The sequence below is a fragment of the Metabacillus endolithicus genome, assembly GCF_023078335.1.
GTDB lineage: Bacteria > Bacillota > Bacilli > Bacillales > Bacillaceae > Metabacillus > Metabacillus endolithicus.
In genome coordinates this window covers 1,894,880-1,918,381 of the sequence record NZ_CP095550.1, presented here as the reverse complement: position 1 = coordinate 1,918,381, position 23,502 = coordinate 1,894,880, and the positions used below count along the sequence as shown (strand labels likewise).

Sequence of the window (23,502 nt, the reverse complement as noted above, 5' to 3'; positions counted from 1 at the left end):
GGTTCACCACACGTCCTGCGGGAAGTTTTTCAATCACCTAGAGCAACATCAAAAGTTTCATCTTAAATAGATAGGAGTGATTAACTTCTTATGAAAATTGCCATTATTCTTTGCTGCTTATTAGTCATTCAATATGTGCTAACGTTTATACAAGTAAGGTATTATCGCAAAAGTATGGATAAAATTATAAGTCGTTATAAACAAAAAGAAGGCTATTATTTATTCTCAGGTATGGAAAGAAGACAGTTCAGACCTGGTGCAATTGCGATGATTGTTGTAAATAACGAATATACGATTCAAGAGTGCTATATTGTGAATGGTTTTTCAGTTCTATCTAAGTTTAAAGAGTTGGAAATGTATAAAGGTCAACATGTGGGTGCGGTCCTTGACAGTGTTCAAGTTGAAAATGGAAACAAAAAAAGAAAGCGTAAACAAATGTCTGCAATCAGTGCAGCTCTTGCAAAGGCCACTGAAAGTGCATTGTTATCAATATCGAAGAAAAATATATCAATGGTGTAATAGGAAGGAGTGTTTAAGGTTATGGAATGGATTCAATGGTTTGGAGAACATTTTATCGGTTTATTTGATGCTGGTGGAGAAACATTTATGGGGTTATTAACAGGGATTGTTCCAACATTGGTTGTTTTATTAACATTCACTTATGCAATGATTAAATTTGTCGGAGAAGAACGCGTAAATAAAGCAATACAGTTTGCAGCTAAATATACAATTTTACGTTATACATTAATGCCGATTTTATCGATTTTATTACTAACAAACCCGATGGCATATACATTTGGGCGATTTTTACCTGAGAAACAGAAACCTGCGTTTTATGATTCTTTAGTTTCGTTTTTACATCCTGTTACAGCGCTATTTCCATATGCAAATGCAGGGGAGCTATTTGTGTATTTAGGAATTGCAAACGGTCTTGCACAGGCTGGTTACTCCATGTCAGAGTTAGCGGTTCGTTATTTCTTAGTTGGTATCGTTATTATCTTAATGCGCGGTGTTATTACAGAGCTTATTACAAAATATCTTGCTAGAAAAATGGAAGCGAATTCGTAAAAGAGAGGGGAGTTTACATCATGTCACAACGAGCTGTTTTTGTTGATAAAGGTCCAGGCGGCTGGGGAACGGGTCTTCGTATTGAGCCACAAGGTAAAAAAGTAAAGGTTGTATCTATTACAGGGGGCGGTATTCACCCTGTTGCAAAAAGGATAGCAGAATTATCTGGAACAGAAGCGGTAGATGGATTTAAAAACTCAGTTCCAGAGGACGAAATGATGTGTGTGGTTATTGACTGTGGTGGAACAGCTAGAATTGGTCTTTATCCAATGAAGCGTATTCCAACAGTTGATATTCTAGCATCGTCTCCTTCAGGTCCGCTTGCTAAACATATTAAAGAAGATATCTTTGTATCGGGTGTAACTGAGAAAGAAATTAAAGTAGCAGATGAATCTGAGGTTGCTGCAGGTCAAGAAAGCACAGCAACAGAAGCAAAGTTTGATACTAGTGATAAAGAAAGCTTTAAAGAAAACTATGAAAAATTAAAGAAAGAAAATCGTGAAAGTAACGACAATTTCTTAATGAGATTTTCAAGAGGAATTGGAAAAGTAACAGGAACTTTTTATCAAGCAGGTCGTGATTCAATTGACATGTTGATTAAAAACATCATTCCTTTCATGGCATTTGTTAGTATGTTAATTGGGATCATTAACTACACCGGAATTGGTGATGTGATTGCTAACTTGATGACGCCACTTGCTGGTTCACTTTGGGGATTAATTATTATCGTAATCATTTGTACGTTGCCATTTTTATCACCAGTACTTGGACCTGGTGCCGTTATCGCCCAAGTTATCGGGGTATTAATCGGAACACAAATTGCTGCTGGTAATATTCCACCGCAGTTCGCGTTGCCTGCATTATTTGCAATTAATGGTCAAGTAGGTTCTGACTTCATACCAGTTGGGTTATCACTTGGTGAGGCAAAACCTGAAACCGTTCAATATGGTGTTCCTGCTGTATTATACAGCCGTTTAATTACAGGCGTTTTAGCTGTTGTGATTGCTTATGTTGCTAGTTTTGGAATGTATGAGTAAACTAATAGTATTGATATAAAAAAGAGTAGTGGAGGGATCTCTGTGTATAAAAGTATCGTAAAAGAAGTTGGAGCATTAGCCTTATCATTTGAAGAAGATAAAGTTTGTATTTTATTCGGTCCACAAGCACCGCAAGAATTAAAAGAAGTGTCAATTATTCATGAGCTTGAAGGAGATAGTTCAGATGAACCAATTACAGTTGGTGGAACTTTCAAAGTAGATGATGAAGAATTTACAATCACAGCAGTTGGTTCTGCTGCAAACAATAACTTAAAAGAGCTTGGCCATATTTCCATCTATTTTTCAGAACCAAATGAAGAGGTTCTTCCAGGTGCAGTATTCGCAAGCCCTTTTAAACTTCCTCAGTTCAAAGATGGAAGCGTTATTGAATTCAAGGGGTAATGTAGCAAGGGGGTAAAGTTTTTGTCCTTTTTTGAAGATAGAAGATTACTTGTAAAAGTGGCTCATATGTATTATGAGGAAGGAGCGACCCAATCTCAGATTGCTGATGAGATTGGGGTCAGCCGCTCCCTTATCTCTAAATATCTTGCAAAAGCAAGGGAGCTAGGAATTGTAGAAATTATTATTCATGATGAAACGATTCATCCTTTCAGACAGCTAGAAGGAAAGATTGAGCGTATGTATGGGTTACGTGAAGTAGTATGCGTCCCGAATCTAGGGAATGAATCATCTAAAAGCCGTCTCGGTGCTGCGGCTAGTAAATATCTATTAAGAGTTATTCGTGATGGTCAGACAATTGGTATTTCATCAGGAACCACCTTACACGAGGTAGCTAAAGCGCTTCCAACAAATCAGCATTTTCCAACTGTTACATTTGTACCAATCGTAGGTGGAATGGGAAATGAGCGAGTGGATATCCACGCTAATCATATTGTTGCGAAGTTTGCAGAAAGCCTTCAAGCTCAATACAGACTTTTGCATGCACCAGTTATGGTTGATTCGAAAGAAGCTCGTGACATTTTCATGAGACAAACATCCATTCAAGAAATTTATGCGATGGGTGAGAAATCCAATATTGCAATTGTAGGAATCGGTGGTACACCAGAGCACTCTACAATGGTTAACTCCTACTTAGGTCAAGAACAAACCGAGTATTTTGATGATACAGATGTGGTGGGCGATATTTGCTACAACTTTATTAACAAAGAAGGAAAACCATCAAGTAGCTCTTGGAACGAACGAGTAATTTCATTAGAAATAGAAAAATTAAGAGAAATACCTCTTGTTGTTGGGGTAGCATGCGGCCTAGAGAAGGTAAAATCGATTAGAGCTGCTTTAGAAGGAAAGCTTGTTCATGTGCTAATAACAGATGAACAAACAGCAAAAGCACTATTAGATTAAATAAGAGGCGATTGGGACGAAATATTTCGGTAGATCGTCCCATTATTTATTATGTGAAAAATTAGAAAAAACAAGCTAATGGAGGATTTAACATGGTAGAAAAAACGTATACAATTATTGATGAAGCAGGTATTCACGCACGTCCGTCAACAGCTTTAGTTGGTGCAGCGACAAAATTTAAGTCAGAGGTTATGCTAGAATACAAAGAAAAACAAGTAAACCTAAAATCCATTATGGGTATCATGTCACTCGGAATCCCATCAGGCGCAACAATAAAAATTATTGCCAATGGCGAAGACGAATCAGAAGCAATCTCAACTCTTGAAGAAACGTTGAAGACTCAAGGGTTGGCGAAGTAGCTGGTTGGTGCCTGTCACCACCCGATTTTTGTAGAGTGTTGTCGATTTCAAAGATTTCTAGTAACGTACAGAATAGTAGATTCTACTAAATAAATGATGAAGTTTTCTGGAGTAAGAGTAAGCATTATACTACCTTTAGGCAAGATGAATGTGGTAATGTTTCAGAAGATAATAAGTTCAAAGAATAGGTGATTATAAGTGTATGAAAAAGAAATTGTCTATGTTCTTTCTGATTCGGTGAGTGATACAGCAGAGCTGTTGGTCAAAACAGTTGCTGCCCAATTTATCGGAACAGAGTTTAACATTAAAACAATCTCCTATATAGAAAATAAGGAAGAAATAAATGATCTAATTGCTCTCGCGAAGCTAAGCAACGCTATCATTGCCTATGCCCTCTTTACTCCTCTATTTAAAAAGCATCTTGATGATAAAGCGAATGAAGAAGATGTTATGGTGATTGACTTAATAGGTCCACTATTGGAGACCTTTGCAACTAAGCTAAATAAACAACCGGTACAAAAACCAAGTATAATAGAAGGACCTGATAACTCCTATTTTCGTAGAATTGAAGCCATTGAATTTGCTGTGCAATATGACGATGGAAAGGATATGCGTGGAATCAAGGAGGCGGATATCGTTCTCATCGGTGTTTCAAGAACTTTAAAAACACCATTGTCGATGTATTTGGCTCATAAAATGGTTAAGGTAGCAAATATCCCATTAGTTCCTGAGGTTTCTCCTCCTGAAGAACTTTTTAAGTTGTCAGAAGGAAAATGTATTGGATTAACGATGTCACCTGAGAAACTAAGAGAAATAAGGGTAGAAAGATTGAAGCACTTAGGGTTATCTCCGGATTCAAGTTATGCGAAAATTGAACGGATTAAGGAAGAATTGCAATATGCTGAAAAAATAATGGATAATATCGGTTGTCCAATTATGGATTTTTCAACTATGGCAATAGAAGAAGCTGCTGAGTGGATTATTAGCAGTATGTCTCATCAGGTCGAGATAATATCAAGCTAAGTAAGAAATCCCTTTACACAGATGAGGGATTTTTTGTGTTTTTCTTAGAAATCATTGGAAGAAATTAAAGCTATTATTCAATATAAATATCATGGTATATTTGTTAATAAACGAATACAACAAACTTATATAATAAAGGCAAATTCATTGAAAAATGGAGACGCAAAGTCACAGACCTAAGGAGTAATCTATGGTGGCTGGATTGCTGATGAGTGGAAGAGCTCTGTGCAGCAATCCTCCGTGTTTATCGGTGGATTTTTTGTCATTTTTCAATAGCCAAACGTAGTTGAGACTTGGACAAGTTTTTGATTAGGAATATTGTCTCGTTACTTGTGGTATTGAGACAAGAATAGGCTTAAGAAGAGAGGTGCTGTCTCGATACACATAGAATCGGGACAAGAACAAGCTTAAGAAGAGAGGTGCTGTCCCGATACACAAGGAATCGAGACAAGAACAAGCTTAAGAAGAGAGTTCCTGTCTCGATACACATAGAATCGGGACAAGAACAAGCTTAAGAAGAGAGTTCCTGTCCCGATACACAAGGAATCGAGACAAGAACAAGCTTAAGAAGAGAGTTCCTGTCTCGATACACAAGGAATCGGGACAAAAACCAGCTTAAGAAGAAAGGTCCTGTCCCGATACACAAGGAATCGAGACAAGAACAAGCTTAAGAAGAGAGTTCCTGTCCCGATACACAAGGAATCGAGACAAGAACAAGCTTAAGAAGAGAGTTCCTGTCTCGATACACAAGGAATCGAGACAAGAACAAGCTTAAGAAGAGAGTTCCTGTCTCGATACACAAGGAATCGGGACAAGAACAAGCAAGAGAAGAGAGTTCCTGTCTCGATACACAAGGAATCAGGACAAAAACCAGCTTAAGAAGAAAGGTCCTGTCCCGATACACAAGGAATCGGGACAAGGACAAGTAAGAGAAGAGAGGTTCTGTCCCGAAACTCAAAGAATCGAGACAGCGACCCTCTGTCCCGATACTCACTAATTTTCATAGAAAGATAGCAACAAGGAGGATATCATGAGATTTATTGATATAGAGGATTACAACCCACAGGCCATGCAATTGGCAATGCCTGTTTATGATCGGATGAGACGGATCCTTTTAGCAGCAGGACGTACAATTCATCCTAACTATTTGGAACGTATTAAAGAAATTGGAGTAACAACTCTTGTGGTAGAAGATGCTGAGTCATATGGAATTACATTGGATGAAATGTTGGACATGCCAACTTGGATGGATATAATTGCTGTTGTGCAAGAAGCATTTGAAGATGTGAAAAAAGGAAAAAGATTAAATGTTGTAGCTATTCAAAAGGCTGCCATGACTCTTATCCAAGAAGTAAATGCTCTTAAAACGATCATTTTAATCCCAACAACCTCTATTTCAGAAGGATTGGAGAAATATGCTCACTCTGTAAACGTTGCATTGTTATGTTTACAAATATCAAAGCAAATGAGTTATTCTCCTGTTCAGTTAAGAGATCTTGCCATAGGGGCGTTGCTGCATGATATCGGAAAGGCTGTAACAGATCAAGAAGCAGAACATCCTGCAAAAGGCTTTGAGGTGATTAAGGAAAGTCGCGAAATTAGTTTACTATCTGCTCATGTTGCTTTTCAACATCATGAGCTATTAAATGGAAAAGGCTATCCTAGGGGCCTTAAGGACAAAGAAGTATTAGAATTTCCGCAAATTTGTGGGATAGCAAACTTGTATGATCGTATGCTTTCAAATCAAAAACTCCCTCCGCATGAAGCATTGGAATTGATTATGACAAAAAGTGATGATGAATATTCTCACAAAGTAGTTCAGGCATTTGTGAACAGCGTTCCTTCTTATCTACCTGGTACAAAAGTGGAGCTATATACAGGTGAGCAGGCAATTGTGATCGGAATAAAAAATCATTTACAACGTCCTGTTATTCGCTTTCTAGAAAGTGGAAAAGAATTGAATCTTGCAGAAAATCCTTCTGTTTTAATATCAAAAGTTATTAATTAGTGGAAAAGCCCAGAGTCAAACGTAGACTCTGGGTTTGGCTTACAAAAATGATATAACGCAAGAAAGAGAGGGATTGTTTCATAAAAACAAGAAAGTTCAAAAAGAGATGAAGATTTTGTTAACAATGTAAATGATTGGATATATAGATATTTTCATATAATATACTAGGGCAAAAGGAGGGTAGAAAAATTTACATGAAAATTTTTAGGAGGTATGTGGAGAGTGGAAGTAAACGTAAATAATAACCTAAGGATCATGAAGAGAACTAGAAAAAGCAGAAAATTAGACGTGTTTGTTATTATTTTTTCTTTCTTAGTTATTGGGGGTGCAGTATATCTTACTAGCAGCAATACTGGTGGAAGTGCCCCAACAGGCTTTGAGAGGATCGAAGAGTTGACGGTTGAGGAAACAATGAACAGAGCAAACCTAGATATTCCTGAGCTAAAAGAACTTCCATTTACACCGAGTAAAGAAGAAGGCACCTTACTTATCACGAAATTTGGTGGTAATAAGGAACATCATCGGGTAGAGTTACATTTTATCAACGAAGAAACTAGTGAGGAATTATATTATATTGCTTCTCAGAAAGAACAGGACTTATTAGAGTATGAGCAGTTACAAGTGGAAGAAATGGAGCTTGCTAATAAAAGAATGGGGAAATATGCTGAATTGGATATTGGTGAAGGCATAGAGTGGTTGGAAAATGGAGCTGTGTATGGACTATATCATCATACGTTAAAAGGTCAGGAACCATTAGGAGCTGATGTGATGGTTGAAATGGCTAATTCTATAAAGTAGTTTACATGAAAATGAATGCGTTTACAAAGGAGTGGATCTGATAAATTCCCATCAGGTTCATTCCTTTTTAAATGAAGAAAATTTTAAAAAAGTTAATAGAATAACGTGTTTTCGACAATATTAGCTATTGACAAACTAATAACATCTCTTTCCAAAATTAATTCTGTCAACATTGTGTCAGACAAAATATAGTTTAGTTTAAATTGTTTTGTTGTTGTAATCGCTTTATTATTAAAACAAGAAAGTACACATATTACAAAGAGGTGACAATATAATGGAAACGACTCAAAACAAGGGCGATTTTCGCGTTAAAGTTCAACGTTTTGGTAGTTATTTAAGTGGCATGATTATGCCAAATATAGGTGCATTTATTGCATGGGGTATTATTACAGCTTTATTCATTCCTACAGGTTGGGTACCAAATGAAACATTAGGGGCTTTAGTTGGTCCAATGATTACGTACCTTCTTCCACTATTAATTGGTTACACTGGTGGTAAGATGATCTATGACGTACGTGGTGGTGTCGTTGGTGCGACAGCTACAATGGGGGTTATCGTTGGTGCGGATATCCCGATGTTTTTAGGTGCAATGGTTATGGGTCCACTTGGTGGATATTTAATCAAAAAGGTTGATGGTCTATTTAAAGATCGAGTTCGTCAAGGTTTTGAAATGTTAGTAAACAACTTTACAGCTGGAATTTTAGGTGCCATTTTAACGATTATTGCCTTACTAGGTATTGGTCCAGTTGTTGAAGGGTTAAACAAAGTATTAGCAGGTGCGGTTCAAGGTATTTTTGATGCAGGCTTACTTCCGTTAGCAAGTATTTTCATTGAGCCGGCAAAGGTTTTATTCCTTAACAATGCAATTAACCACGGTATTTTAAGTCCGATTGGGATTGAGCAAGCAGCAAGTGCTGGTAAATCTGTTCTATTCTTACTTGAATCAAACCCTGGTCCTGGTTTAGGTATTCTTTTAGCTTATATGTTCTTTGGTAGAGGTTCTGCAAAACAAACAGCTCCTGGTGCAGTGATTATTCACTTCCTAGGTGGTATTCATGAGATTTACTTCCCGTATATCTTAATGAAGCCTATGTTACTTCTTGCAGCAATCGCTGGTGGTATTAGTGGTGTGTTCACATTCACTGTGTTCAATGCAGGTCTAGTAGCAAGCCCATCTCCAGGTAGTATTATTGCATTATTAGCAATGACTCCAAAAGGTGGTTACGTAGGAGTTCTTCTTGGTGTAATCGTTGCAGCGGCTGTATCATTCTTAGTAGCATCATTAATCTTAAAAACAAGCAAGCAAAAAGATGAAGATTTAACAGAAGCTACTGCAAAAATGGAAGCAATGAAAGGTAAAAAGAGCTCTGTAAGTGGTAACTTAACAGGCGCTGAAGTAACAACAGAAGCAACTTCAACTGGGGAGTTTGACTTTGCTAATGTGAAAAAAGTCATCTTCGCATGTGACGCAGGAATGGGTTCAAGTGCGATGGGTGCCTCAATTCTAAGAAATAAAGTGAAAAAAGCAGACATTGAAGGTGTTGATGTTTCAAACACTTCAATCAACAACATTCCAGCTGATGCAGATATCGTTATTTCTCACAAAGACTTAACAGATCGTGCAAAAGCAAAGTTGCCAGCTGCTTATCACGTATCAGTTGATAATTTCTTAAACAGCCGAGATATGATGAGATTGTTGAAAAGTTAAAATAATTAGGGAGGATGCGACTACCTTAGGTAGCGCATCCTTTTTATATTTTAAGGTGTGAAATGTTGGGGGGCGACGTGGAAGTTGTCGGGAATTGTCTAATCGAAGATAAAACCCCTAGAATCGAAGATAAATTACAATAATCGAAGATAAAGCCTTCAGAATCGAAGATAAAACCTCCAGAATCGAAGATAAGTATTAATAATCGCAGATAAAACATTCAGAAGCCGCAGCATAAATTCATTTTTCAAGCGGTATGCCGCAATACGAAGTTGGGCAAGGTACATAGAAACAGGCTTTTTTTTACTAATTAAATAATGTCATTATCATATCTGAAAAAATTGCCTATTCTATCCTTTGAACATACATGGTAGACACATTTATAATTAAACTATGTCAATAACTCATGTTGAAACGAGTTGATGGGGAATGATTGTTTCCGCTAGGGAGCGTCTTATTCTTCAATATTTAATTGAAGAAGCTAATCAGGAAGTGACAATTAAGGAACTTGCTGACTTAATTGATGTAAGTGAAAGAACCATACATAGAGATCTGAAAAATATTGAGTCAGTGTTACAAGACTTCAAACTTGAGTTGGTAAAACGAGCTGGGATTGGAATTAAAATTATTGGAGATGAAGGTAGTCTTCATGAATTAAGAATTTCGATTCAAAAGCAGGATTATAAGGAATACACACCTGACGAGCGGATGATGGTGGCACTTTGTACATTATTAGATCATCAGCAGCCAATGAAGCTTCAATCATTGGCAAACGATCTTGGCGTCACAACCGCAACAATCAGTCATGATCTTGATAAATTAGAGCCTTTTGTACAGGAATATGGATTGAACTTAATACGAAGAAGAGGTTATGGAATTGAGCTAACGGGAGCGGAAGAAGCAAAGCGTAAGGCAATCACTAGCTTGATATCTAACCGGTTTGATGTTCCTGACTTTTTACGAATGGTTCGAGAAAACATTGAAAGAAAATCTTCAAATAAAATCGATTCGATTTCAGAGCGACTACTTGGTCTCGTTCAAAAAGAAAAACTCATTATAATAGAGAATTTAATTAATACGATTAATTCTCGCTTGCCTTATCCACTTGCCGACAGCTCATACGTAGGATTAGTTGTTCACCTTGCGCTTGCGATTGAACGAATTCAGCGGGGGGAGAACATCACAATAAAGAGCGAATATCTCGAACAATTGAAGGAATCCCGTGAGTTTGCTTTTGCCAATGAAATTGCGATGAAGCTTGAAGAAACATTTAGTATCGACATACCTGAAGATGAAAAAGGGTATATTACGATGCATTTAAGAGGTGCAAAGCTTCGATTTGAAGGTAAGATGGATATCCAGGATGAAAATGTTGAGATTGCTTACCTTGTGCAAAGATTGATTGAGCAGGTTGAAAAGCTTACAGGCAAGGGGTTAAAGCATGATCAATCTCTATTCCAAGGCTTGCTAAATTTCATCTTCAGCCCGCAATTTATCGGCTAAAACAGGGGATGAAAATTACAAATCCACTGCTTCAAGAAATTAAGCGAGACTACCAAGAGCTTTTTCAGGTTATTAAAAAAGCTGTAAGTGAAAGTTTGCCGTTTGAAAAGGTGCCCGATGAAGAGGTTGGATATTTAGTGTTGCACTTTGGGGCAGCCTTAAATAAACGAAAAGTTGTGAAAAAATTAAAGGCGTTAATTATCTGCTCAAGTGGTATAGGAACATCAAAGATGCTTGCCACACAAATTAACAATCAATTTCCGCATATTGCGGAGCTTAAAAACATATCTGCATTTGAATTGAGAGATATTAATGTAAGTGAGTATGATCTGATTCTTTCTACAATTCCTATAGAAGACATTTCAAGTGATTATTTGCTTGTTAAAATTTCAATTCTAACAACAGATGAATTAAATAAAATAAAAGATTATATTGAAGAAAAAGGGTTAGAAATAGCAACAAGTCCAAGTTTTTATGAGGAATTGAAAGACGAGGAAGAGCTAACATTAACCTTTGATCAGTATAAAGAGTTTACAAGTAAGTCACATATTTTACTAAAGCTTTTAGAGGAATTAGAAGTTTTTGAAATAGAAAATACAGAACAACTAAGGTCAATACTAGCACCTATTAGTCAGAGGTTAAAAGATAAAGGATTCGTTCATAATGAGAACGATATTGTCGAAGCTTTGCTACTTCGGGAACATGTTGGTGGGGTAGCGATACCTGAAACAAAACTAGCCTTATTCCATGCCAGAAGCGAAACAGTTGTCCGACCAGGATTTCATGTTCTTAACCTCCATCGCCCGGTTACGTTAAGGGCGATGGACAATGAAATGCTTGAGGTTTCAAGAATTCTTTTACTCATTGCACCTGAACATGCAGATGCTGAGGATTTGGAGATTATGAGCTTTATCAGTGCGAGCATTATTGAATCACAAGAAAGTATTACCATGTTTGAAACGGCTGCAAAAAGTAGTCTTATTCAATATATTAGTCAAAAATATTTTACAAACTTTGTTCAAAACTTAAGGAGTGTTCATTAATGAGTATTTTAAACCAAGAAAACATTATATTAAATCAACAATATAGCGATAAAACTGAAGCAATTAAAGCAACAGGTCAGATCTTAGTAGACAAAGGGTATGTAGAGCCTGCGTATATCGAAGCCATGTTACAAAGAGAAGAATTATCTTCAACATTCATGGGTAATTTTGTTGCCATTCCACACGGAACAGAAGAAGCAAAATCAGCTGTTCTTAACTCAGGTTTATCAGTTATTCAAGTACCTGGTGGGGTTGACTTCGGTAATGGTAACACAGTAAAACTTCTAATCGGAATCGCTGGTAAAGGCGACGAGCACTTAGACATTCTTTCTAAGATTGCGATTGTTCTTTCTGAAGAAGAAAATGTTGAGAAACTTGTTCAAGCACAAACGAAAGAGGAAATACTGCAACTTCTTAGCGAGGTGAACTAATTTGAAGGCGACTCACTTTGGTGCCGGAAATATCGGACGCGGCTTCATCGGGCTTCTTCTTCATCAGTCAGGATATTCTGTTGAATTTGTTGATGTAAATGAAGCGTTGATCGATGAACTGAATAAAGAGAAATCATATCGTGTAATGCTAGCAAACGAAGAAAAACAGGAAACTTTGGTTGAAGGAGTTTCAGGCATTAACAGTCAGCAATCTCCAGATGCGGTTGTAGAATCAATCTCAACAGCTGATATTGTAACAACTGCAGTTGGTCCACATATTTTGAAATTTGTGGCTCCTTTGATTGCAGAAGGTTTGAAAAAACGTAAGGAAATCGGTAGGGAAGCACTTAACGTCATTGCTTGTGAAAACATGGTTGGTGGAAGTAGTGAGCTGAAAAAACATGTGTTAGAAAAGCTGAATGAAGAAGAACAAGCATGGGTGGAAGAACATATCGGCTTCCCGAACTCTGCAGTAGATCGTATCGTACCAAATCAAAACAACGAACGTCTTTTAGATGTTCTTGTTGAACCATTCCATGAATGGGTGATTGATTCTACACAAATTAAGGGTGGACAGCCGAAAATTGAGGAAGCACTTTTCGTTGAAAATCTTTCAGCTTATATTGAGCGTAAGCTATTCACGGTGAATACAGGTCATGCTGCTACAGCTTATTTAGGAAACTTGGCTGGACTTAACACCATTGCTGAAACGATTGCGAAGGAAGACGTGAAGAAAGATGTGTTAGGCACACTTGGTGAAACAGGTAAAGTGTTAGTATCCAAATACGGTTTTGATGCAGATCAACATCAAACGTACATTGAGAAAATCATCGGTCGCTTTGCCAACCCATATATCGTCGATGATGTTCAGCGTGTCGGAAGAGCTCCAATCCGTAAGCTTGGACCAAAAGACCGACTTGTAGCACCAGCATTAGAATACTTAAATGAATTCAATGAAGTACCAGAGAACCTTGTAAAGGTTATGGCAGCAGCATTACAATTTGTATCACAAGAAGATCAGGAATCATTAGAGTTGAAACAAAAGGTAGAAGAACAAGGTGCAGCAGCTGCATTTAGTGAAGTTGCAGGCCTAGCTATGGATCACCCATTGGTTGATAAGGTAGCGGAGAAATTTTAATCGTGTATTTTGTGAAGTGTCGCCACAACGAGGGCGGCACTTTTTTGGCTTTGGGGGATGTTTATTCTTGTCGAATGATAGTCTTTTAATTGAAGTTGATAGATTCGCTGAATCTTGGGCCAGAACTTCCGAATTTTTAAGATTCCTGTCTCAATTCGGAGTGTTTCGGGACAAACGCCAGAGCTATGAGTAGATTTCTGTCCCGATACAGGGGGTATCGGGACAAACGCCAGTACCATGAGTGAATTTCTGTCCCGATACAGGGGGTATCGGGACAAACACTAGTGCCATGAGTGAATTTCTGTCCCGATTCGGAGTGTATCGGGACAAACGCCAGTGCTATGAGTAGATTTCAATCCCGATACAGGGGGTATCGGGACAAACGCCAGTGGCATGAGTGAATTTCTGTCCCGATACAGGGGGTATCGGGACAAACACTAGTGGCATGAGTGAATTTCTGTCCCGATTCGGAGTGTATCGGGACAAACGCTAGTGCTATGAGTAGATTTCTGTCCCGATTCGGAGTGTATCGGGACAAACGCCAGTGCCATGAGTAGATTTCTGTCCCGATTCGGAGTGTATCGGGACAAACACTAGTGCCATGAGTGAATTTCTGTCCCGATTCGGAGTGTATCGGGACAAACGCTAGTGCTATGAGTAGATTTCTGTCCCGATTCGGAGTGTATCGGGACAAACGCCAGTGCCATGAGTAGATTTCTGTCCCGATTCGGAGTGTATCGGGACAAACGCCAGTGCCATGAGTAGATTTCTGTCCCGATTCGGAGTGTATCGGGACAAACGCCAGTGCCATGAGTAGATTTCTGTCCCGATTCGGAGTGTATCGGGACAAACGCCAGTGCCATGAGTAGATTTCTGTCCCGATTCGGAGTGTATCGGGACAAACGCCAGTGCCATGAGTAGATTTCTGTCCCGATTCGGAGTGTATCGGGACAAACGCTAGTGCTATGAGTAGATTTCTGTCCCGATACAGGGGGTATCGGGACAAACGCCAGTGCTATTAGTGAATTTCTGTCCCGATTCGGAGTGTATCGGGACAAACGCTAGTGCTATGAATGAATTTCTGTCCCGATTCGGAGTGTATCGGGACAAACGCCAGTGCCATGAGTAGATTTCTGTCCCGATACAGGGGGTATCGGGACAAACACTAGTGCTATGAGTGAATTTCTGTCCCGATTCGGAGGGTATCGGGACAGGAACCTGTTCGAACGTGTTATAGCTTAGAAATTCCGAATACAATGAACTTATGCTTCAAAACAGGCACCAAAAAACCCTCACCTTTCCAATCTAGGATGTGAGGGCTTTTTAGACAAACTTCGGGAAGTGACAGGCACCACTCAAACCTAAGCTAAATCCGCAAACCCCTTGTGCAATCAAATCAAATAGTTCTTCGATGTCATCTGCTTCTACACATGAGAAGGCGATGCGAAGGTCTGTTGAGTTGATTGAGATGGTTCCTACTCCGTATTTGTCTAGTAGGTGTAGACGTAGTTCTTCGGCATCAATTCCGTTAAGTTTTAGGCACATGAAGTAGCCAGAGTTGAATGGATAGTAAGTCCAGTATTTTTGGTATTCTTCTTTTGCCAGAACTTCTTTTGTTTTATCAGCACGGCTTTTCATCAGTGCAAATTTTTGTTCTTTTTCTACAGCGAATTCATCTGATTTTAGTGATTGTAGAATCAATGTTTGAGATGGGTGTGAGCTGCTTGAGATTGTTCCTCTGATTAACCCTTTTGTTTTTTGCTCAAGTGCGTTTAAGATCGCCGAACTTTTGCTTGCATATGTGATAAATCCAACACGGAAGCCCCATACATAGTTTTCTTTTGTTGCACCGTCTACTTTTACAGCTAAAATGCGTTCGTGAGCATCTGCTAGGTAGCTAAAAATGGATTCTTTCATAGAATTTTCATAGAATAAGCCGAAATATGCATCGTCAATTAAGACAACAACATTTAAGCCTTCCTCTGCAGCTTCTGTTAAAACTGCGGCAATTTCTTTTGCTTCTGACTCAAGTGGTGTGTAACCAGTTGGGTTGTTCGGGAAGTTTAAAAGAACAATGACTTTTCCAGAAGAGTTCTGAGCAGAGATTGTTTCTTTTAAAGCTTGAGTATTAAAGCCGTTTTCTGCATTAAATAATGGGAATGTAACAACATTTGCACCGCGGCGAACTTTGAATGTTAAGTTGTAGTTACCCCAGAATTTATCAGGCACAATAACCGGAGTGCCTTCATCAGCGAATAAGTCAGCAACAATGCTTAAACCGTGTGTTAAAGCGTTTGTAACAATTGGTGAACCAACTACATCACTGTTTACACTTGGGTTATCTTTTAAGATTTTTTCTTTCCATACTTTTCGTAATTCTTCTTTCCCTTGCGGTGGGGCATATGGATACAAGTCTTTTGGTGCTACACGATCTCCAAAAAGGTTTTGCAAGTGAGTGAAATGCATTGGTTGATTGCCCTCTGTTGCAATTCCGATTGTTGCGTTGAAGCGGTGAGCTTTTTTGCCTGCTTCAGCTGATTGACTTAAAATTCCCTTTGGATAGAACATTTCCTTTCCAAGCTGGGATAACATATGATAGACATGTTCATTATCTTCTTTGATTGCTTGGTTTAAAGCTTGTGCTAATTCATTCATGATCCTATTTTTTCACCTCTAGGGAAATAATTTTTTGAAAATTCATTAAGAAGTATTTTAACATAGTGAGGGTTGTTCTCACAGTGGTTATTACATATTAAATTGAAATTTCTTAGACAATTCTTTTTTTGAAGAAAATTAACACCAAAACATACAACATTTCCCATCGGTTCACGATATACTATGTGTGAAAAGGTCATTTGTAGATGAGAGGAATATACATGAATATTGTATCAATATTGCTTGGATTTATTATTGTTTTGAATATTTTATTTGCGATTGTGATGATTTTTAGAGAAAGAAGAGATGCGCCGTCTTCATGGGCGTGGTTGCTTGTTCTCTTTTTTATTCCGGTTTTAGGATTTGTGCTTTATCTTCTTTTTGGTCAAAACTTAAGTCGATACCACATGTTTCAATGGGAGGACCGGAAAAAGCTTGGAATTGAAAAGCTATTGGCCACACAGCTTGAAGATATTCGTAAAAATACATTTGCTTTTCAAAGTGAAACGGCAAAGCAGCATAAGCAGCTGATTAATATGCAGGTTATTAACAATGATGCGGTGTTAACAGAAGATAACTTCGTTGATATTTTTACAGATGGAAATAAGAAGTTTTCCCAATTGTTCAAGGATATTGAAGAGGCGACCGATCACATTCATTTACAATATTATATTTTGAAAAACGGAGAACTTGGTAAGAAGCTGGTTGCGGCTTTAACGAAGAAGGCAATTTCAAGGTGTTAAAGTAAGAGTTTTATATGATGATCTTGGCTCGAGAGGATTAAGAAAATCGTTTTTCAAAGAACTTCGTGCTGCAGAAGGTGAGGTAGAGGTGTTCTTTCCTTCAAAGCTAAGATGGATTAATTTGCGCTTGAATTATCGTAATCATCGGAAGCTTGTCATTATTGATGGTAAAACAGGGTATGTAGGTGGCTTTAATGTGGGTGACGAATATTTAGGGGGCTTGATCCTTCATTCGGTTACTGGCGTGATACACACTTAAGAATTCAAGGAACAGCGGTACATGCGATTCAAGCAAGGTTTATTCTTGATTGGAATCAAGCGACAGAAAAGCGGACAATTGCTTATTCACAAGTGCTTTTTCCTGAACCTGTTACATTAGTTGGGAACAGCAGCCTGCAAATTGTGACGAGCGGTCCTGATTCTGAATGGGAACAAATTAAAAATGGCTATATTAAGATGATTTCTACCGCAAAAAAATCCGTTTATATTCAAACACCGTATTTTATTCCTGATGCTAGCCTGCTTGATGCGTTAAAAATAGCCTGTTTATCAGGAATTGAAGTGCAGCTTATGATTCCGAATAAGCCTGATCATCCATTTGTGTACTGGGCCACTCTTTCATATGTTGCCGAATTATTAAATTCAGGTGCGAAGGTGTACATATATGACAATGGTTTTATTCATGCCAAAATGATTGTAGTAGATAATGAAATTGCCTCTGTTGGAACTGCAAATATCGATGTAAGAAGCTTCAAATTGAATTTTGAGGTAAATGCGTTTATTTATGATGAAGATCTTGCTAGAAAGCTATCAGAAGAGTTCCAACAGGATGTTTTGCAGTCACGGGAATACACGCTGGAAGCTTATCATCAACGTTCGAAGGCGATTCGTTTTAAGGAATCTGTTTCCAGATTGCTATCTCCTATCTTATAATGAAAGTAAGCCTTTTTTACTATTTGTCTGTTTTTTAATGAATGTGATAACGAACTAGTATGATAAGGAGGAAATTGTGTGGTAGAGCTACTAAAATTAAAACCTGTTTTTAAAGAACGAATTTGGGGTGGAACAGCATTAAGAGATTCCTTCCGGTACGACATTCCGAGTGAGCATACGGGGGAGTGTTGGGCAATTAGTGCACACCCGAACGGAAACAGTACCGTCCAAAATGGACCCTATGCAGGAAAGGAATTAAGTTGGCTATGGGAAAACCACCAAGAGCTTTTTGGACATGCAGGCGGCGATCGCTTTCCTTTATTAACGAAAATACTAGATGCTAAAGCAGACTTAAGTGTACAAGTTCATCCGGATGATACATATGCGAAAAAACATGAAAATGGTGAACTAGGCAAAACAGAGTGCTGGTATATTATTGAGTGTAAAGAAGGAGCCGAAATGATTTTTGGCCATCATGCCCGTACAAAAGAAGAGCTGGTCACGATGATTCATTCTGGTCGTTGGGAGGACTTGTTAAGAAGAGTGAAAATTAAGCCGGGTGACTTTTTTTATGTTCCAAGCGGGACCATTCATGCGTTATGTGAAGGAACACTTGTGTTGGAAACACAGCAAAGCTCTGATACAACTTATCGTGTGTACGATTATGACCGTGTTGATCAAAATGGAGAGAAAAGAGAGCTGCACCTATCAAAGGCTATTGGGGTGACAACTGTACCCGACGATGTAAATCAAGTAAAACCTCATATTGAAGAAAATAGATCAACGATGATTACGACATTTATAGAAGAAGAGTACTTTTCTGTTTATAAATGGAATGTAGTTGATGAATATAAACATAAAAAAGAAGCACCGTTTCTCTTGTGCAGTGTAATTAATGGACAAGGTTCTGTAAAAACAAAGGAAGAAACACTTTCGCTTCAAAAGGGTGACCATTTTCTAGTAACAGCCGATACAAAAGAAATGATCGTAGATGGCACACTTGAACTGATTGTGTCGCATACATAATTGAGTCTCCTTGCTTAAGGGGATTTTTTTATGTATGTTTGCAACTGTGTTGAAGGAAGATTCAGGGGACAGATCGGGAAACTGAAACGATTGGATGAATGTAAGAAATTGGGGAAGAGCATGGCTCATCCCTATTTCTATTTTACAGCTTAAAGTAATGCTCAAGGACAGAAATTAATTCTTCTAAACCAGGGGCGTTTTTTATATTGCTTAACATTCCTTTGATTACGGGTAAACGAGGTGAATCTCCCTTTATTTCTTCCTCAATCACATCTAGCGTAATTAAAAAAGCTTCATTATCGATCTTATTTTTCACCAGTGAAATTTCTCTTAGTAAATCTTCCCTTGTTAACTCTGGATATTGCTCGGTTAACTGACAAACGAATTCATCTGATAAAATTGGTTCTTCGTCTGATTTTAGATACCCTTCAACTAAATCATCAGCTCGTCTTAAAACAAAGGCTGCTAACTTTTGAAGGTCAAATTGTCCTAGATCAAGAATAATCAGTTTTAGGTACGATTGAACAATACCTTGTAAAATCATATTTAAATCGAAAATATAACGGTCAATTTTTGTGCCATAAATAGCATGAAGAGATCTATGATAAAATCTCCCAATATTTTGCGTCATTTTCTTAATAAAGTCCTCAATCTCAGAATTTATTGGTATTGCTTGTTCACGTGTTTGCATAATAATGAATTCTTTGTTCTTTTGAATTTCTTCTAGCTGTGTTTTAAGCTGAAGAACAAATGCGTCACGAGGCGATAAATCTTTAACTGGAACAGAATCGACTTTAGACTGAATTAATTGAAACTGATACTTGAATGCTGAAAGCAGCAGGGCATCCTTCGATTTAAAGTATAAGTAAAAAGCTCCTTTTGACATTCCACAAGCATCCACAATTTCTTGAATCGATGTAGCGGAATATCCTTTTGTTGCAAAAATACTAACGGCGGCCTCAATAATTTTCTTTTCTTTTTCCTTCATTATGACCTAACCTCCTTACTACAAAGACCCAGCCTCTATATGGAACTTTTTATAAATTATTTGAGAACATTTACAAAAAAATTAAAGTTTATTAACAAAATGTTCATTGACTGTGACTGACTAGTCATTTATATTATTAATTATTGTGACCCAATAGTCAATTAGATTCTAAATATGGAGGATGTTATGAATAGCATAATTAATTTTGTTTTGAAAAACAAATTTGCTGTATGGCTACTTACAATTATTATAACAGTAGCTGGGTTATATTCTGGATTAAACATGAAGCTTGAAACAATCCCGAATATTACTACCCCAATTATTTCAGTTACAACGATTTATCCAGGGCTTACACCTGAAGAAGTCGCTGATAATGTCACAGAACCCATTGAAAAGATTGTTCAAAATTTAAATGGAGTGAATGTTGTTAGCTCAAACTCTATGCAAAATGCTTCATCTCTTCAAATCGAATACGGATTTGAAAAAAATATGGATGAAGCTGAAGATGAATTAAACGATGCATTAACTGATATTGAACTTCCTGATGGCGCTAATGAACCTGGCGTTTCAAGAATTAGTTTAAATGCATTTCCTATTTTAGCATTAAGTATTGCGAATGAAGATCAATCACTTGCAGAGCTTACTACTGTTGTTGAAGACGAAATCATCCCTGCTTTAGAAGGGGTTGAAGGTGTTTCTTCTGTTCAAGTATCTGGTCAACAGTTAGAGGAAGTAGAGTTTACTTTTAAAGAAGATAAAATGGCAGAGCTAGGTTTAGATACAGAGACAGTTAAAGGTCTTATTCAAGGCTCTGATGTTACTTTTCCATTAGGAGTTTTAACATTAGATGAAACAGAAAAATCTGTTGTAGTCGATGGAAACATTACAACAATTGATGATTTGAAAAACATTGAAATTCCAGTTATGCCTTCAGCGCAAGGAAATCAACAGGCAGCAGCACAAGGTGGTCAATCGGCTGATATGACCGATCAGTCACCACAAGCTGGTGCAGGCCAAGCCCAAGCACAAATGCCTGCTAATATCGAATTGCCTACTGTGAAACTTTCAGAAATTGCTGATATCGAATTAGTTGGAAAGGCAGAGTCGATTTCTCGTACTAATGGGAAGGAAGCAATCGGTATTCAAATTGTAAAAGCAACAGACGCTAATACAGTAGATGTTGCCAACGGTATTGAAGAAAAATTAGCTGATTTTGAAGATGAAATTGAAGGTCTTGATGTTGTTTACACACTTGACCAAGCAACACCAATTGAAGAGTCAGTTGGGACAATGCTAAGTAAAGCACTATTTGGAGCACTTTTCGCGGTTGTTATTATTCTCTTATTCTTAAGAGATATTAAATCAACATTAATCTCGATTATTTCAATTCCGTTGTCATTATTGATCGCAATTATCCTGTTAAATCAAATGGGTATTACGCTGAACATGATGACACTTGGTGCGATGACTGTTGCGATTGGTCGTGTTGTTGATGACTCGATCGTTGTTATTGAAAATATTTACCGAAGAATGTCACTTAAAGGTGAACAATTAAAAGGTAAGGCATTAGTTCGTGAAGCAACAAAAGAGATGTTCATACCAATCATGTCATCAACAATCGTTACGATCGCGGTATTCTTACCGTTAGCGCTTGTAAAAGGAATGATCGGGGAACTATTCTTACCATTCGCATTAACAATGGTATTTGCGCTTTTAGCATCATTATTAGTTGCGATCACAATTGTACCAATGATGGCGCACAGTTTATTTAAGAAAAACTTATATGGTGAAAGCAAAAAATTAAAGCAACATGACGAACACAAACCAGGAAAAATGACTGGTGCTTATCGTTCAATTTTAAATTGGACGTTGAACCACAAGATCATTACATCTCTGATTGCGATTGCTATGTTAGTAGGAAGTTTATTCTTAGTTCCGGTTATCGGCGTAAGTTTCTTATCTTCTGAAGAAGAAAAAATGATGATTGTTACGTACAAACCAGAGCCAGGTGAAACAAGAGAGCAAGCAGAAGAAGCAGCTTTAAGTGCTGAAGAATTCTTCTTGGATAGAGAACATGTGAAAACAGTACAATATTCACTTGGTAGTGAAAACCCAATGAATCCTGGTGATACAAACAGTGCGATGTTCTTCATTCTTTATGAAGATGACACACCAGAATTTGCGGAAGAAAAAGAACAAGTTGTTGAAGATTTAATTGAAGTAGCAGCTGGTGGGGGAGAATGGGCTTCACAAGACTTTGCTTCAATGGGATCTAGCAATGCGATTACGATGTATGTTTATGGCAACAGCATGGAAGACATTGAGCCTGTTGTAGCAGATATCCAAGAGATTATGGAAAACAATGATTCTCTTAAAAATGTAGAATCAAGTATGTCAGAAACATATGAAGAGTATACATTTGTAGCTAATCAAGAAGAGTTAAGTAAGTACGGACTAACAGCAGCTCAAATCGGTATGGCGCTTAACCCAACAAGAGAACGTCCAGTATTAACAACAGTTGAAAAAGACGGTGAAGACCTAAATGTGTATCTTCAAGTTGAAGAAGAAACGTATGAAAATGTTGATGATTTAACAGAAAAAACCATTCAATCTCCACTTGGAACAGAAGTGAAAATTGGTGATGTTGTTGACGTACAAGAAGGAGAAACATCAAATACAGTCACAAGACGTGATGGGAAAATTTATGTTTCAGTTTCTGGTGAAATCAAAACGGATGATGTTGCAAAAGTGTCAACAGATGTTCAAACAAAGGTAGATGATTTAGAACTTCCGTCAACAATTGAAGTAAATATGGGTGGGGTATCAGCGGACATCCAAGAATCATTTACTCAATTAGGTTTAGCTATGTTAGCAGCAATTGCGATCGTTTATCTGATCTTAGTTATCACTTTCGGTGGAGCACTAGCGCCATTCGCGATTCTGTTCTCCTTACCGTTTACAGTAATCGGTGCTCTTGTCGGCTTATTAATAGCTGGTGAAACATTAAGTGTTAACTCAATGATTGGTGCTCTAATGCTTATCGGTATCGTTGTAACAAACGCGATTGTATTAATTGACCGCGTGATCCACAAGGAGAAAGAAGGCTTAAGCACACGTGAGGCCATTTTAGAAGCGGGTACAACTCGTCTTCGTCCAATCCTCATGACAGCAATTGCTACAATCGGTGCCCTCATCCCACTAGCACTAGGACTAGAAGGCGGCGGGATGATCTCAAAAGACCTTGGTGTAACGGTAATTGGTGGTTTAACAAGTTCAACGTTATTAACGCTTGTTATCGTGCCAATCGTATATGAAGCATTAAGCAAGGTGCGTCGTAAAAAAACGTTAGTTGAAGAAGAATAAACATAATAGGGAACCTAGCACATTTGTGTTGGGTTCTTTTTTAGTTTGTGATCTATTAACAGGAACTGAGTGTAAATTGCCCAAATCGCGGAAATAATTGCTATTCCCCCGGCATCGAGACAGGAATAAGCGCCAGCCCGATAGGAGTCCCGATTGTCCTTTGAATCGAGACAGGAATAAGCGCCAGCGATAGGAGTCCCGATTGTCCTTGAATCGAGACAGGAATAAGCGCCAGCCCGATAGGAGTCCCGATTCTCCTTGGATCGAGACAGGAATAAGCGCCAGCCCGATAGGAGTCCCGATTCTCCTTGGATCG

The 23,502-nt window shown here is 38.0% G+C and carries 17 protein-coding genes, 2 pseudogenes and 1 riboswitch; of the genes and pseudogenes, 17 read left to right on the top strand and 2 right to left on the bottom strand.

Annotation, left to right across the window (positions count from 1 at the left end; genetic code table 11):
• Positions 1-90: 90 nt before the first annotated feature.
• The 14 genes and pseudogenes from MVE64_RS10110 to MVE64_RS10045 all read left to right on the top strand — a co-directional run bounded on the left by MVE64_RS10110 (position 91) and on the right by MVE64_RS10045 (position 13,478).
• Positions 91-519, top strand: a complete 429-nt coding sequence (locus MVE64_RS10110) for a transcriptional regulator GutM (RefSeq protein WP_247346118.1) — start codon at positions 91-93, stop codon at positions 517-519.
• 21 nt (positions 520-540) lie between these two features.
• Positions 541-1,068, top strand: coding sequence for a PTS glucitol/sorbitol transporter subunit IIC (srlA, locus tag MVE64_RS10105; protein WP_121663547.1), 528 nt, complete (start codon positions 541-543; stop codon positions 1,066-1,068).
• A 20-nt stretch (positions 1,069-1,088) separates the two neighbouring features.
• Positions 1,089-2,105 carry a PTS glucitol/sorbitol transporter subunit IIB gene (gene srlE, locus MVE64_RS10100; RefSeq protein ID WP_247346115.1) on the top strand — a complete coding sequence of 339 codons (1,017 nt, stop codon included), beginning with the start codon at positions 1,089-1,091 and terminating at the stop codon, positions 2,103-2,105.
• A gap of 42 nt (positions 2,106-2,147) precedes the next feature.
• Positions 2,148-2,507: a PTS glucitol/sorbitol transporter subunit IIA gene (locus MVE64_RS10095; RefSeq protein ID WP_247346112.1), complete on the top strand. Its 360-nt coding sequence runs from the start codon at positions 2,148-2,150 to the stop codon at positions 2,505-2,507.
• Positions 2,508-2,528: 21 nt separating this feature from the next.
• On the top strand, positions 2,529-3,467 hold the full coding sequence (locus MVE64_RS10090) for a sugar-binding transcriptional regulator (protein WP_247346110.1): 939 nt from the start codon (positions 2,529-2,531) through the stop codon (positions 3,465-3,467).
• Between the two features lie 92 nt (positions 3,468-3,559).
• The gene (locus tag MVE64_RS10085; RefSeq protein ID WP_247346107.1) at positions 3,560-3,826 is read left to right on the top strand and encodes a phosphocarrier protein HPr; all 267 of its coding nucleotides are present in this window, start codon (positions 3,560-3,562) and stop codon (positions 3,824-3,826) included.
• Between the two features lie 198 nt (positions 3,827-4,024).
• The gene (locus MVE64_RS10080; RefSeq protein WP_247346104.1) at positions 4,025-4,849 is read left to right on the top strand and encodes a pyruvate, water dikinase regulatory protein; all 825 of its coding nucleotides are present in this window, start codon (positions 4,025-4,027) and stop codon (positions 4,847-4,849) included.
• Between the two features lie 127 nt (positions 4,850-4,976).
• A riboswitch (cyclic di-GMP riboswitch) is annotated at positions 4,977-5,059 on the top strand.
• An 820-nt stretch (positions 5,060-5,879) separates the two neighbouring features.
• Positions 5,880-6,857 (top strand): HD-GYP domain-containing protein, encoded by a 978-nt coding sequence (locus MVE64_RS10075; RefSeq protein ID WP_247346101.1) that lies wholly within the window; start codon positions 5,880-5,882, stop codon positions 6,855-6,857.
• Between the two features lie 222 nt (positions 6,858-7,079).
• A complete protein-coding gene (locus MVE64_RS10070; RefSeq protein WP_247346099.1) occupies positions 7,080-7,655 on the top strand; it encodes a hypothetical protein in 576 nt (191 codons plus the stop codon).
• A gap of 274 nt (positions 7,656-7,929) precedes the next feature.
• Positions 7,930-9,368, top strand: a pseudogene (locus MVE64_RS10065) (PTS mannitol transporter subunit IIBC).
• Between the two features lie 424 nt (positions 9,369-9,792).
• Positions 9,793-10,866 carry a BglG family transcription antiterminator gene (locus MVE64_RS10060; RefSeq protein WP_247346098.1) on the top strand — a complete coding sequence of 358 codons (1,074 nt, stop codon included), beginning with the start codon at positions 9,793-9,795 and terminating at the stop codon, positions 10,864-10,866.
• A gap of 8 nt (positions 10,867-10,874) precedes the next feature.
• Positions 10,875-11,909: a BglG family transcription antiterminator gene (locus MVE64_RS10055; RefSeq protein ID WP_247346096.1), complete on the top strand. Its 1,035-nt coding sequence runs from the start codon at positions 10,875-10,877 to the stop codon at positions 11,907-11,909.
• On the top strand, positions 11,909-12,340 hold the full coding sequence (locus MVE64_RS10050; RefSeq protein ID WP_121663537.1) for a PTS mannitol transporter subunit IIA: 432 nt from the start codon (positions 11,909-11,911) through the stop codon (positions 12,338-12,340). Before MVE64_RS10055 ends, MVE64_RS10050 begins: the two co-directional genes overlap by 1 nt.
• A gap of 1 nt (position 12,341) precedes the next feature.
• Positions 12,342-13,478 (top strand): mannitol-1-phosphate 5-dehydrogenase, encoded by a 1,137-nt coding sequence (locus MVE64_RS10045; protein WP_247346094.1) that lies wholly within the window; start codon positions 12,342-12,344, stop codon positions 13,476-13,478.
• Between the two features lie 1,323 nt (positions 13,479-14,801).
• Here MVE64_RS10045 and MVE64_RS10040 read toward each other — a convergent pair.
• On the bottom strand, positions 14,802-16,133 hold the full coding sequence (locus MVE64_RS10040) for an aminotransferase class I/II-fold pyridoxal phosphate-dependent enzyme (RefSeq protein ID WP_247346092.1): 1,332 nt from the start codon (positions 16,131-16,133) through the stop codon (positions 14,802-14,804).
• 221 nt (positions 16,134-16,354) lie between these two features.
• Between MVE64_RS10040 and cls the strand changes: the two are divergent.
• A pseudogene (gene cls / locus MVE64_RS10035) lies at positions 16,355-17,809 on the top strand (cardiolipin synthase).
• A gap of 78 nt (positions 17,810-17,887) precedes the next feature.
• The gene (gene manA, locus MVE64_RS10030) at positions 17,888-18,835 is read left to right on the top strand and encodes a mannose-6-phosphate isomerase, class I (protein WP_247346091.1); all 948 of its coding nucleotides are present in this window, start codon (positions 17,888-17,890) and stop codon (positions 18,833-18,835) included.
• Positions 18,836-18,977: 142 nt separating this feature from the next.
• On the opposite strand, the gene MVE64_RS10025 is transcribed toward manA, so the two are convergent.
• A complete protein-coding gene (locus MVE64_RS10025) occupies positions 18,978-19,823 on the bottom strand; it encodes a TetR/AcrR family transcriptional regulator (RefSeq protein ID WP_247346089.1) in 846 nt (281 codons plus the stop codon).
• A 186-nt stretch (positions 19,824-20,009) separates the two neighbouring features.
• Here MVE64_RS10025 and MVE64_RS10020 point away from each other — a divergent pair, with 186 nt between their 5' ends.
• Complete coding sequence (locus tag MVE64_RS10020; RefSeq protein ID WP_247346087.1) at positions 20,010-23,186, top strand: efflux RND transporter permease subunit; 3,177 nt, start codon at positions 20,010-20,012, stop codon at positions 23,184-23,186.
• Positions 23,187-23,502 lie beyond the last annotated feature (316 nt).